The 12,571-nt window shown below is 30.3% G+C and carries 11 protein-coding genes and 1 tRNA gene; 10 read left to right on the top strand and 2 right to left on the bottom strand.

Translation table 11 applies throughout. The features are described 5' to 3' along the window. The first annotated feature begins 62 nt into the window (after positions 1 to 62). Both OT390_RS07650 and putP read left to right on the top strand, forming a co-directional pair. Positions 63 to 3,551 carry a proline dehydrogenase family protein gene (locus tag OT390_RS07650; RefSeq protein ID WP_002867234.1) on the top strand — a complete coding sequence of 1,163 codons (3,489 nt, stop codon included), beginning with the start codon at positions 63 to 65 and terminating at the stop codon, positions 3,549 to 3,551. A 17-nt stretch (positions 3,552 to 3,568) separates the two neighbouring features. Then, on the top strand, positions 3,569 to 5,038 hold the full coding sequence (putP, locus tag OT390_RS07645) for a sodium/proline symporter PutP (protein ID WP_002867235.1): 1,470 nt from the start codon (positions 3,569 to 3,571) through the stop codon (positions 5,036 to 5,038). A gap of 15 nt (positions 5,039 to 5,053) precedes the next feature. Here the strand turns inward: putP and yedF are convergent, their stop codons facing one another. Beyond that, positions 5,054 to 5,281, bottom strand: a complete 228-nt coding sequence (gene yedF / locus OT390_RS07640) for a sulfurtransferase-like selenium metabolism protein YedF (RefSeq protein WP_002851188.1) — start codon at positions 5,279 to 5,281, stop codon at positions 5,054 to 5,056. Positions 5,282 to 5,284: 3 nt separating this feature from the next. Continuing rightward, entirely contained in the window at positions 5,285 to 6,493 is a 1,209-nt protein-coding gene (yedE, locus tag OT390_RS07635; RefSeq protein WP_032582239.1) for a selenium metabolism membrane protein YedE/FdhT, read from the bottom strand. Between the two features lie 139 nt (positions 6,494 to 6,632). Between yedE and OT390_RS07630 the strand changes: the two genes are divergently transcribed. The 8 genes from OT390_RS07630 to bumS all read left to right on the top strand — a co-directional run bounded on the left by OT390_RS07630 (position 6,633) and on the right by bumS (position 12,570). Next, positions 6,633 to 6,730 (top strand) — tRNA-Sec (locus OT390_RS07630). A gap of 27 nt (positions 6,731 to 6,757) precedes the next feature. Next, positions 6,758 to 8,008 (top strand): adenylosuccinate synthase, encoded by a 1,251-nt coding sequence (locus OT390_RS07625; RefSeq protein WP_002855302.1) that lies wholly within the window; start codon positions 6,758 to 6,760, stop codon positions 8,006 to 8,008. Continuing rightward, positions 8,005 to 8,433: a flagellar export protein FliJ gene (locus OT390_RS07620; protein WP_002860701.1), complete on the top strand. Its 429-nt coding sequence runs from the start codon at positions 8,005 to 8,007 to the stop codon at positions 8,431 to 8,433. Before OT390_RS07625 ends, OT390_RS07620 begins: the two co-directional genes overlap by 4 nt. Then, on the top strand, positions 8,426 to 8,944 hold the full coding sequence (locus OT390_RS07615; RefSeq protein ID WP_002851265.1) for a MotE family protein: 519 nt from the start codon (positions 8,426 to 8,428) through the stop codon (positions 8,942 to 8,944). The genes OT390_RS07620 and OT390_RS07615 overlap by 8 nt, the downstream gene beginning before the upstream one ends. Positions 8,945 to 9,036: 92 nt before the next feature. Beyond that, positions 9,037 to 9,588: a DUF507 family protein gene (locus tag OT390_RS07610; RefSeq protein ID WP_002851269.1), complete on the top strand. Its 552-nt coding sequence runs from the start codon at positions 9,037 to 9,039 to the stop codon at positions 9,586 to 9,588. Then, positions 9,588 to 10,706, top strand: a complete 1,119-nt coding sequence (gene carA, locus OT390_RS07605) for a glutamine-hydrolyzing carbamoyl-phosphate synthase small subunit (RefSeq protein ID WP_002851156.1) — start codon at positions 9,588 to 9,590, stop codon at positions 10,704 to 10,706. The genes OT390_RS07610 and carA overlap by 1 nt, the downstream gene beginning before the upstream one ends. After that, positions 10,703 to 11,362, top strand: coding sequence for a sulfite exporter TauE/SafE family protein (locus OT390_RS07600; RefSeq protein ID WP_032582241.1), 660 nt, complete (start codon positions 10,703 to 10,705; stop codon positions 11,360 to 11,362). Before carA ends, OT390_RS07600 begins: the two co-directional genes overlap by 4 nt. After that, positions 11,359 to 12,570, top strand: coding sequence for a butyrate sensor histidiine kinase-like phosphatase BumS (bumS, locus tag OT390_RS07595; RefSeq protein ID WP_032582243.1), 1,212 nt, complete (start codon positions 11,359 to 11,361; stop codon positions 12,568 to 12,570). Before OT390_RS07600 ends, bumS begins: the two co-directional genes overlap by 4 nt. Position 12,571 lies beyond the last annotated feature (1 nt).

Raw genomic sequence — 12,571 nt, 5'->3', positions numbered from 1 at the left:
ATTATTTTTATCTTATTTATATATTATTTATTAAAATTTAATTTTATCTTAGGAGATGCGAAATGATACAAAAAGCTTTAGCCTTAGCTGAAGAATTGCAAGGACAAATAGAAGCCAATATTTCAAATTCTGAAAAAGAATTTCATGCTAAAATGCAAAAACTTCTTAACAATCCCAAAAATAAAGTTATGCTTATAGAACTTTTAGATCGTTCTTTTAGATGTAAAGATAAAAATGCAAGTTTTGAGCTTATAGAATATACTTTGAGTAAATATGGCATAGCGGATTTTTTTAGCACTTTTGAAAAATTCCTACTTTTTAGCTTTTTAAATTTTGGCAAATTTGCTCCTAATTTAAGTGTGCCTTTTTTTGTCAAACATTTAAGAGAAGATACTAAAGCTATGGTTCTAGATGCAAACCCTAGTGTTTTAGAGCCGCATATTAATAAAAGAAAAGAGCAAGATAAAATTATCTTAAATGTGAATTTAATCGGCGAAGAGGTTTTAGGTGAAGCTGAGAGCAAATATCGTATGCAAAAATATGAAGAAGCTTTAAAATCAAGTTATATCACTTATATTTCCATAAAAATTACTACTATTTTTTCACAAATTAATATTATAGATTTTGATTATTCCAAAGAAGAGGTAGTAAAAAGACTAGATTATCTTTATGCTTTAGCCTTAGAAGAAGAGAAAAAACAAGGTGTATCTAAATTTATCAATCTGGATATGGAAGAATTTAGGGATTTAGAGCTCACCGTTGCAGCTTTTATGGAAAGTGTGGCTAAATTTGATATTAAAGCAGGGATTGTTTTGCAAGCTTATATTCCTGATTCTTATAAGTATCTTAAAAAACTTTTTGCTTTTTCAAAAGAGAGGGTTTTAAAAGGTATGAAGCCTATTAAGATCCGTTTTGTTAAGGGTGCTAATATGGAAAGTGAAGAAACTATTGCATCTCAAAAAGGCTGGGAGCTTCCTACTTTTTACAAAAAAATAGATACTGATAGCAATTATAATAAAATGCTTGATTTTATTCTTGAAGGAGATAATTATAAATACATCAACATAGGAATTGCAAGTCATAATATCTTTGAGATTACTTATGCTTATACACGCATAAGTGAAGCGGGTGCTTTAGATTCTTTTACTTTTGAAATGCTTGAAGGTATGAGTTTACAATGTTCTTATCAATTATCCAAAATGCATGATTTAATCCTTTATGCCCCAGTTTGTGATGAAGCACATTTTAACAATGCTATTGCTTATCTTGTAAGACGCCTTGATGAAAATACAAGTGAAGATAATTTTATGCGTTATTTTTTCAATCTTAAAGTAGGAGATAAAAACTGGAATATCCAAAAAGAACTTTTTTTAAAATCTTTAGAAGGTATAAAAACTCTTGATAATACTACACATCGTAAGCAAGATAGAAATAAAGAGCAAAATATCACAAGTTCTTACGAGAGTAAAAAATTTAGCAATGAAAGTGATACAGATTTTATTTTAGCGCAAAATAGAGTTTGGGCTAAAGAAATTAAAGCTAAATATGAAAATTTAAAAGATTATGATGTTTATCCTGTTATAGGTGAGCTTGATTTTAAAGCAGAAAATTTAAATGTTTTAGAAGTTAAAGATAAGATTGAAGATAGAGTGATAGGAAAGGCTTATTTAGCAGGAGAAAAAGAAATCAAACAAGCTTTAGAAGTAGCTAAAAATTCCAAATTTACACAAAAAAGTCATGATGAAATTTATCAAATTTTAGCCAAAAGCGCAAAACTTATGAGAGAAAGAAGGGGAGATTTAATAGGTTTGGCAGCTTTAGAAGTGGGCAAAACCTTTTTAGAGATCGATCCTGAAGTAAGTGAGGCTATTGATTTTATAGAGTTTTATCCGCACTCTTTAGAAGAGCTTAAAAAACAAAATCCAAAAGTTAAATTCGCACCTAAGGGCATAGGGGTTACCATAGCTCCTTGGAATTTTCCTGTAGGGATTTCAGTGGGCACCATAGCTGCACCACTAGCTGCAGGTAATGTGGTGATTTACAAACCTTCTTCACTTTCAACTCTAACAGGTTATATGCTTTGTAAGTGTTTTTGGGATGCAGGTATTCCAAAAGACGCTTTGATTTTCTTACCTTCAAAAGGAAGTGATATTTCTAAATATTTACTTGTTGATGAAGCGATTAAATTTTCAATTCTTACAGGAGGAGAGGATACTGCTTATGCTATGTTAAAAGCTAATCCAACCTTGCTTTTAAGTGCTGAAACGGGCGGAAAGAATGCGACTATAGTTTCTAAATTTGCTGATCGTGATAGTGCGATTAAAAATATCATTCATTCTGCTTTTAGCAATAGCGGTCAAAAATGTTCAGCTACTTCTTTGCTAGTCTTAGAAGAAGAAGTTTATCATGATGAAGAATTTAAAAAGACTTTAGTAGATGCTGCAAGTTCTATGGCAGTAGGCAATCCTTTTGAATTTAAAAATAAATTGGGTTCTTTAGCTGATAAGCCAAGTTCTAAAGTTCAAAAGGCCTTAGATGAATTACAACCTTATGAAGAATGGGCATTAAAACCTAAGTTTTTAGAGGATAATCCTTATTTGATGACTCCAGGCATAAAATATGGCACTAAAAAGGGTGATTTTACTCATATGAATGAACTTTTTGTACCGATTTTAAGTGTAATGAAGGCTAAAGACTTAAAAGAAGCTATTGATATAGTAAATTCCACAGGTTATGGTTTAACTGCAGGTTTTGAAAGCTTAGATGAAAGAGAATGGGAGTATTTTCACACTCACATAGAAGCAGGAAATATTTATATTAACAAACCAACCACAGGGGCTATAGTGCTGCGTCAACCTTTTGGTGGGATTAAAAAATCTGCCATAGGTTTGGGTAGAAAAGTGGGAATTTATAATTATATCACTCAATTTTTAGAGATTAAGCAAGAAGATTTTGATGATCATTTAATTGAAGATAAATTTTCAAAAAAATTAGCACAAATAGATTTAAAAGAAGCACAAGATTTTATGAACGATTTAATTAAAATGTCTCAATCTTATGCTTATCATTATAAAAATGAGTTTAGTGTTTCAAAAGATTATGTCAATATTCGTGGAGAAGATAATCTTTTTTCTTATACTAAAATAAAGAATATGGTTTTAAGACTTTGTGGAAATGAAAGCTTAAAAGATGTTTTAGGTGTGGTTTTAGGTGCAAATATTGCAAATATTGATCTAAGTATCAGTTATGATGAACAAGATGTTAGTATGATAGAACGAATTGTTCAAAGCATAGGAGCAAAAGTATTGTTTTTAAAAGAAAATAAAGAAAATTTTATCAAGAGTATTAAAGAATATGAAAGAGTGCGTTATTTAGCAAAGCCAGATGTAAATGATGAGATTTATAAAGAGGCTGCAAAGCTTGCTAAAATCATTATAAGAGAAAAGCCATTATTAAATGGTCGTTTTGAACTTTTAAATTATTTTAATGAAAAAGCTTTAAGTATATCTTTTCATCGTTATGGAAATTTAGGCATTAGAGCAATATCTTAATGATCAAGGAGAGATTGATGGAAGTGGTTCAAATTAATACCCCAATAGCAGTGATGTTTGTAGTGTATGCCTTATTAATGCTTTATATAGGTTTTTATTTTTATAAGCAAAATAAAAATTCAGAGGATTATTTTCTAGGTGGGCGTACTATGGGGCCTGTGATATCTGCACTTAGCGCAGGGGCTTCTGATATGAGTGGTTGGCTTTTAATGGGTTTACCGGGAGCTTTATATGTAAGTGGTTTTATAGATTCTTATATTGCAATTGGGCTTACTATAGGAGCTAGTTTAAATTGGATTTTTGTGGCAAAAAGACTTAGAATTTATACCAGTGTGATTGCAAATTCTTTGACTATTCCTGATTATTTTGAAACTCGTTTTGATGATGATAAACATATACTGCGCATCGTATGTGCGGTGGTAATTTTGATATTTTTTACCTTTTATGTTTCATCAGGGCTTGTAAGCGGAGCAAAACTTTTTGAAAGTACTTTTGGTATCAGATACGATTATGCTTTAACTACTGGAACGATTATTATTGTTGCTTATACTTTTTTAGGTGGATATAAGGCGGTTTGTTGGACGGATATGATACAAGGACTTTTAATGATGATAGCTTTAATTATTGTACCTTTGGTTATGCTTTATCATTTAGGTGGCTTTGGTGAAGCGATGAATATAGTAAAAGAAATAAAACCACAAGCTTTATCTATGGGCGAAGGAGTAGGAGTTATAAGTATTATATCTGCACTTGCTTGGGGTTTGGGTTATTTTGGTCAACCACATATTTTAGTGCGTTTTATGTCGATTCGTTCTACTAAAGATATTCCTATGGCCACTTTTATAGGTATTGCTTGGATGGCGGTTTGTCTTTTAAGTGCTTGTATGATAGGTATTTTGGGCATAGCTTATGTGCATAAATTTGAATTAAGTTTGCAAGATCCTGAAAAGATTTTCATCGTGATGTCGCAGCTTTTATTTAATCCTTGGATAGCAGGTATTTTACTCAGTGCTATTTTAGCGGCTATTATGAGTACGGCAAGTTCACAATTGCTGGTTTCAAGTTCTACTATAGCGGAAGATTTTTATAAAAAGATTTTTAGAGAAGATGCACCAAGTCATATTGTATTAAATTTAGGTAAATTAGGTGTTTTATTGGTAGCTGTAATAGCGTTTTTGATTTCTACTGATAAAAACTCAAGTGTTTTGAGTATAGTTTCTTATGCATGGGCTGGATTTGGAGCTTCTTTTGGTTCTGTAATGCTTTTTTCTTTATTTTGGAGTAGGATGACAAGAGTAGGAGCGATCTTAGGTATGATAACAGGAGCTGCTACTGTGGTGCTTTGGAAGAATTTTGCAAATTCAGGTCTTTATGAAATAGTTCCAGGGTTTTTAGCAGCTTCGGCGGTGATTATTATTGCAAGTTTGTTTACAAATGTAAGATCTGGAACTAAAGCAGCTTATGAAAAGATGTTAAAAGAGCTTTGAGAACAAAAGCCTTTTTTAAGGCTTTTGTATTAAAAATCTTAGCGTGGGTCCACTTTGATCGATTTCAAGCACTTTAAAACCACGGTTTTTTACATCTTGAGGTATGGAATTGATACTTTGTGGGCAATCGCAAAGCACTTCCAAAATTTCTCCACTTTTAAGCTTAGGTAAGACATCAAGTGTTGCTATAGCAGGATAAGGACAAGCTTCACCTTGTAAATTTAAACTATAAGTAATTTTCACTGTTTATCCTTTAAGTTGATTTTTAAAAAAGTGTTTTTTGTAAAATACTACAAAAACAAACATTAAGATGAATAAAATAAGGTTGATAAAAAATCCATTTAAATTGCCAAATTCAGTTAAAAGATTGATTTTTATACCTTCTTTAAAAGCTTTTGGTAAAAAGTCATAACTTAAAGCTAAAATCATAGTTCCTATTATATTTGCAATTCCTACTATTATAAAATGACTTTGTCCTTCAAAGGCACGATAAGTCCAACCACACTCGCAACCTCCGGCAAAAACTATACCAAAACCAAACAAAAATGCTCCCACAGCTACAGCAGGAGAAAGTTCTATGAGTTTGCTAGTATGACCTTGCAAGATAAAAGCAAAAGCGATTAAAGAGGCGATAATCATACCGATTAATGCGCCTTTTATAGCATTATCTCTACCAAATAAAAATAAATCTCTAAAGCAAGAAGTAAAACAAATTTGCCCTCTAGAAATAACAAAGCCAAAAACAAAACCAAAAATCAGTGCTAAAGCTAGAAGACTTTGTTTGTTTTGTGTGCTGATATTGCCATTTGTAAAAACAAGATAAAACACCCAAACTAAAAAGGCTATGAAAAGCAATATGCCTAAGTTAAAATATAATTTTGTACGCAAACTTTGCTTGTTTAACGGCAAGTTTTCTTTATTTACATGTTCTAATTTAGCTTTAGGTTTAAAAAAGGAAGTGTTGCAAATTTTCACTCCTAGATAAATTCCTAAAACCATAAAAACAGTAAAAAGCCAAGTGTGTAAAGAAAAATAAGGTAAACCTGTAAAAAAATTAGCTAAATTGCATCCAAATGCAAGTCTTGCTCCATATCCTGAAAGAATTCCACCTACTATTGCTTGAAAAATTCTTATATTGCTAGCAGGTAGACGAAATTTGACTTTGTTAGCTAAAAGTGCGGCTACTAAACAACCTATAAACATACCTATGAGCATAATACCATCAGTTCTTGTTAAAGGGGTTCCATTTAAATTTTGCTTTTGGTAATAAGAATATCCATCTAAATTCATACCTAAAAGCTCTAAAAACTCGCCACCCCAACGTGTCATTTCTCCAGTAACAGCCCAAACGCCACCAAAAATCCCAAAATACACTGCACTTAAAATTCCAAGTGCAATCATAGAACGGGAATTGTCCCAAAAATTGATTAAATATTTTTGTTTAAAAGAATTCAAAGAAAGATCCTAAAAATGTAATCATCAAAACTTGATGCTAAAAAAGAGTAAGATTATAGCTTAAATTTAATATGAAGTCAAAAAGAATATTGATAAATTTATTTTGTTTTTCATTAAAAATCGCTATAATTATCACTTTGGAAGATTAGCGTATCTGGTGATCGCCACTGACTTCAAATCAGATGAAAGGATAGTTGACTATTCTTTGGGGAGTTCGATTCTCTCATCTTCTCGCCAATATTAAGTAAAATCAAGGAAATTTTTATGAGCAAAGCAGATATTATTGTCGGCATTCAATGGGGCGATGAAGGAAAAGGTAAGGTAGTTGATAAATTATGTGAAAATTATGATTTTGTTTGCAGAAGTGCAGGTGGACACAATGCAGGACATACGATTTGGGTAAATGGTGTAAGATATGCGCTTCATCTTATGCCAAGTGGAGTTTTGCATCCAAGATGTATTAATATTATCGGAAATGGAGTTGTGGTTTCTCCTGAAGTATTGATCGCTGAAATGGCTCAATTTGAAAATTTAAAAGGTAGATTATATATCAGCGATAGAGCTCATTTAAATTTAAAACATCATTCTTTAATAGACATTGCAAAAGAAAAACTCAAAGGCAAAAATGCCATAGGAACAACAGGTAAGGGTATAGGACCTTCTTATGCAGATAAGATTAATCGTACAGGACATAGAGTTGGAGAGCTTTTAGAACCACAAAGACTTTGCGAGGCTTTGATAAAAGATTTTGAAGCTAATAAAACTTTTTTTGAAATGCTTGAAATTGAAATTCCAAGTGCTGAAGAATTGCTTGCTGATTTAAAACGTTTTAATGAAATTTTAACTCCTTATATTACAGATACTACAAGAATGCTTTGGAAGGCTTTAGATGAAGATAAAAGAGTACTTTTAGAAGGAGCTCAGGGCTCTATGCTTGATATTGATCATGGAACTTATCCTTATGTTACAAGCTCAAGTACTATTTCAGCAGGCGCTTTAACAGGACTTGGGTTAAATCCTAAAGAAGCGGGAAATATTATAGGTATTGTAAAAGCTTATGCAACGCGTGTGGGAAATGGAGCTTTTCCTACTGAGGATAAAGGTGAAGATGGAGAAAAAATTGCGCAAATTGGAAAAGAAATTGGCGTAAGCACGGGACGTAAAAGACGCTGTGGATGGTTTGATGCAGTTGCTGTAAGATATACAGCAAGACTTAATGGTCTTGATGCTTTATCTTTGATGAAGCTTGATGTTTTAGATGGTTTTGAAAAGATAAAAATTTGTCGTGCTTATGAATATAAGGGCATGGAAATCGACTATATACCAAGCGATTTAGAAAATGTTCAACCTATTTATGAAGAAATGGATGGTTGGGATAAAGTTTTTGGTATAAAAGATTATGATTTATTGCCAGAAAATGCTAAAAAATATATAGCAAGACTTGAAGAGCTTGCAGGGGTTAAGGTAAAGTATATTTCTACTAGCCCTGAAAGAGATGATACTATCATCTTATGAAAAGTAAATATAATTCTGTTGTAAAGGTAAGAAAACAACAACTTGATAAAGCAGAATCAAATCTTAATCAAGCCAAACAAAGACAGCTTGAACATGAAAAAGCTTATGAACTTTCACGCCAAGAGTATGGAAGTTTAGGCGTATTGCCAAAATCAGGATCTATAGCAGAGTTAAGATCGAATTTAAGTATGGCACAAGTAGGACGCGAGGCTTTGGCAAGAGCTAAGGAGAAAGTAGAACTTTCTAAAAAAGAAATGAATCATTATCAGTTTTTATATCAAAAAGCACATTTAGATTATGAAAAAATGAAGGTTTTAGAAGCCGAGGAAATTAAACAAAAGCAAAAAGAACTTGCCAAGGCTGAAGAAAAATTTTTAGATGAAATTGCAATCAGTCGTTTTTTCAAAGGAGAAAAAGATGATTAAAAAATTTATATTGTTAGTTTTTATTTCAAGTGTAGTTTTTGGAGCTGAACAAGATTGTGAGCAGTATTTTGAAGCTAGAAAAGCTCAAATTGAATTGCAAACTAGAGAATTTGATGAAGCAAGACAATCTTTAGAAGCTTATAAAGCCTCTTTTGAAGCTTTGCAAAAAGAAAGGCTTGAAAATTTAGAAAAAAAAGAGGCTGAGGTTAATGCAACTTTGGCAAAAATTGAAGAATTAAAGCTTGAAAACGCAAGGCTTGTAGAAGAACAACAAAAGATTTTAAATTCAATCAATGATAAAACTCAAGGTAGGGTTAAAGAAATTTATTCCCAAATGAAAGATGCAGCCATTGCAGATGTTTTAAGTCAAATGGATGCAGAGGATGCAAGCAAAATAATGCTTTCTTTGGAATCGCGTAAAATTTCAGGTGTTTTATCTAAAATGGATCCAAAAAAAGCTAGCGAGCTTACTTTGCTTTTGAAAAATTTAGATAATAATGCTAGTAATTAGGTGATTAAAATAATGAAAATTTTTCATTTTTAACATTCTTTTACCAAAAATAAGCTATTATTTCAAACATTATCAAATAAAAGGTTTTTAAGATGCGTATAAAATTACCACATATTCCTTATATCGCAAATAAAATGATGTTAGATATAGCTAATTCTTCTTTTGTAGAAATTAAAGATCAATTAGAAAAGCTTAAGGTATGTATAATAGAAGTTTTAGAGAAAGATATTCTAAATGAAAGAAAATTAGATGAAAGAGTAAAAGAGCTTTTAGAGCAACAAGAAGATGAAATGGAGCTTATGCAAGTAGATCGTAAAAATATGTTTTGGCTTGTGAAGAAAAAGTTAGCTCCTGAATTTAATGTGATTTTAGATTCTGAAGATAGACATAATCATCTAGCGCATCAAATTTTAGAAGAACTTGTAGAGAATGATTATATTAATTTTATAGTGAGTGAAAATAGAGTTAAAAATTTAATCTTTTCAAGCATAGAGTCTTATCTTAAAATTTATGAAAAACTTGAAGATGAGGTTTATGAGAAAATTAGCAATTATAAAACAAAACCTATTCCAGGTAGCGAAGAATACGATCTTATCTTTGAAAAACTCTATCAAGAAGAGCTCAGAAAAAAAGGTATGTTTTAATGAAGGCTTATATTTATTTAGAAAATGATATTTTTTTAAGTGCTAAGGCTTTTGGAAAGAGCGGTACTTTTTTTGGAGAGCTTGTATTTAACACTTCTTTAACAGGGTATCAAGAAATTATTTCAGATCCTTCTTATGCAGGGCAATTTATCGTATTTTCCATGCCAGAAATTGGTATAGTGGGAACCAATGAAAATGATAATGAAAGCAAGGAAATTTTTGCAAGTGGTGTTTTAATGCGTGAATTAAGTTCCAGTTTTTCAAATTTTCGCGCTAAAGAAAGTCTGCAAGATTATCTTGAAAAACATGGAAAAATAGGAATTTATGAACTTGATACGAGATATCTAGTAAAAATGATAAGAAATAATGGCAATTTAAGAGCTGTAATTTCAACTGAAATTTCAAATAAAGAAGATTTAAAAATCGCCTTAGAAAAATCAGCAAAAATTGATGAAGTAAATTTTGTAAAAGAAGTTAGCACTAAGAAAAATTATTCTCATAAACAAGGCGTTTGGAACGCTAGTTTTCAAAAATTTAATGATGCTAAAAGAAGTGAGAAAAAAGTTGCTGTTATAGATTATGGTGTTAAAACAAATATCTTAAATGAACTTGTAGAAGTAGGTTTTGAAGTAGAAGTTTATCCATATAATGTTAAAGCAGATGAGTTGATTACTCTGTATAAAAAAGGTGAAATTCAAGGCGTGTTTCTTTCTAATGGTCCAGGTGAGCCAAGGATTTTAAAACAAGAGATTGCAGAGATTAAAAAACTTGCAGAAGCTAAAATTCCTATGCTTGGAATTTGCTTAGGTCACCAGCTTTTAAGTAATGCTTTTGGATATGAAACTTATAAAATGAAATTTGGACAACATGGAGCAAATCATCCTGTGATCAATCTTGATACAAAAACGGTAGAAATTACCGCACAAAATCATAATTATAATGTTCCAGAAGAATTAGCTCAAGTGGCTCATATCACTCATAGAAATTTATTTGGCGATAATGTTGAAGGAGTAAGATATAAAGACTATCCTATTATTTCAGTGCAACATCATCCAGAAAGTTCTTCAGGTCCTCATGAAAGTAAGTATATTTTTAAAGAATTTATGAATTTGATGTGAGTATAGATTTTTTAGCTATTATCAGCGTTGCTTTTTTATCTAGTTTTGGACACTGCTATTCTATGTGTGGTGGTTTTAATTTACTTTTTATAAATTTGAATTCAAAAAGCAATAATTTATTTTTATTAACTTTTATTTATAATTTGTTTAGAATTTTTGCTTATATTGTTTTAGGGATAATTTTTGGGACTTTTGGGAATATCTTGGCAATCAATGCTAAGGTTCAAAGTTTGTCATTTTTTATTCTTGGTATATTTATGATGATTTTGGGTTTTGCTCTTATTTTTAGAGGCAATATGTTATCTTTTATTGAAAATAATGTTTTTTTTGATAGTTTTGTAAAGAAAATTATTAAAAAATCTAAAAATTTTAAAGGATTAAAATCAGCCATATTTTTAGGATTTTCAAATGGTTTTGTTCCTTGTGGATTGGTGTATTTTTTTATAGCCAATGCAATGAGTAAGCAAAATATTTTTGAAGGTATTTTGATAATGATGATTTTTGGAATATCAACTTTACCTGCGATGTTATTTTTTTCTAAAATTTCACAGTTTTTTAGTGATTTTTTGAAAAATTTATTTAATTATTTATCGTATGGCGTTATTGTTTGTTACGGTATAAATCTTGCCTATATAGGTTTTAAGGCTTTTCAATGAAAGATTTTTTTAAAGATCAGTTTTTTAAAGCTCTTGAAAAAAATACAATTTTTTCAAGAGCTGATGTTCAAGGAAATTTAATTTTTGTCAGTGATAAGCTTTGTCAAATAAGTGGATATAGTAAAAAAGAGCTTATAGGAAAAAAACATTCAATATTTAAACATCCAGATGTTGAGGAATGTTATATTGAAGAACTTTTAAAAAAACTTTCATATAAAAAACCTTATCAAGTTATTTTTAAAAATATTGATAAATTAGGCAAAACTTTCTATCTTGAAACTTTATTAATCCCCATATTGGATAAAAATAATGAATTAATAGAAATAGTAGCATTCTCTCATGATGTTAGTAATTCTTTTAAGCTTAATGAAGAGCTTGCTCTAAATCACGCTAAATTAAGAGAATTAAGTATTAATCTTGAAAATACAGTTAAAAATCACCAACAAGAATTTATACAGTTAGGTAAAAAATTTGAGAAAAAAATGCAAATTGCCTTGGAAAAAAATGAAAAAGATATTAAAATAGCATATGAAGAGATTTTGAAATCTTCATTAGAACAAATGATTAGTGATATAGCACATCAATGGAGACAACCGTTAAATGAGCTCGGTATTGCCATGTTTCAAATGAAGCAAAATCTTAAAGATGAAAAAGGATTTGCTGAAATTTACTCACAATCAAAAGATATGATTAAAAATATGTCAGAAACAATTGATGTGTTTAGAACTTTGTTTAACAAAGGAGTAGAGCAGTGTGTATTTATAAAAGAGACTTTAAATAAAGCCTTGGAAATTGCTTTTGAAACTATAGAAAAAAATCATGTAAATATTAATATTGTTTCGAAAAGTGATTATGAAGTTTTGGCATATGAGAATGGTTTAATAAGAGTTTTTCTTAATTTGATTTTAAATTCAATAGAAGCATTTAAAAACAAAAAAAGGAAAATCATAACAATAAATTTTTCAAAATTTGGAAAAAATTATCTGAAAATTATAATAAAAGATAATGCTGGTGGGATTGATAAAGAAAATTTAGATAAAATTTTTCAACCTTATTTTACAACAAAACATCCTAGTCAAGGTATAGGAGTAGGACTTTATATAAGTAGACAAATTATCGAAAGTTTCCAAGGAAAAATAAAAGTTAAAAATGGAAAAGACGGGGCTTGTTTTGAGATATTTTTAAAACTAAAAGAGAGGGTAGAGTAGA

The sequence above is a fragment of the Campylobacter sp. CFSAN122748 genome, assembly GCF_045277125.1.
GTDB classification, from domain to species: Bacteria; Campylobacterota; Campylobacteria; order Campylobacterales; family Campylobacteraceae; genus Campylobacter_D; species Campylobacter_D jejuni.
This window is presented reverse-complemented; position numbering and strand designations above follow the sequence as displayed.

Excerpts from the sequence above, each read along its gene's own strand:
- putP (WP_002867235.1), top strand. The coding sequence starts at position 3,569 with ATGGAAGTGGTTCAAATTAATACCCCAATAGCAGTGATGTTTGTAGTG.
- carA (WP_002851156.1), top strand. The coding sequence starts at position 9,588 with ATGAAGGCTTATATTTATTTAGAAAATGATATTTTTTTAAGTGCTAAG.
- bumS (WP_032582243.1), top strand. The coding sequence starts at position 11,359 with ATGAAAGATTTTTTTAAAGATCAGTTTTTTAAAGCTCTTGAAAAAAAT.
- OT390_RS07625 (WP_002855302.1), top strand. The coding sequence starts at position 6,758 with ATGAGCAAAGCAGATATTATTGTCGGCATTCAATGGGGCGATGAAGGA.
- OT390_RS07615 (WP_002851265.1), top strand. The coding sequence starts at position 8,426 with ATGATTAAAAAATTTATATTGTTAGTTTTTATTTCAAGTGTAGTTTTT.
- OT390_RS07650 (WP_002867234.1), top strand. The coding sequence starts at position 63 with ATGATACAAAAAGCTTTAGCCTTAGCTGAAGAATTGCAAGGACAAATA.
- OT390_RS07620 (WP_002860701.1), top strand. The coding sequence starts at position 8,005 with ATGAAAAGTAAATATAATTCTGTTGTAAAGGTAAGAAAACAACAACTT.
- OT390_RS07610 (WP_002851269.1), top strand. The coding sequence starts at position 9,037 with ATGCGTATAAAATTACCACATATTCCTTATATCGCAAATAAAATGATG.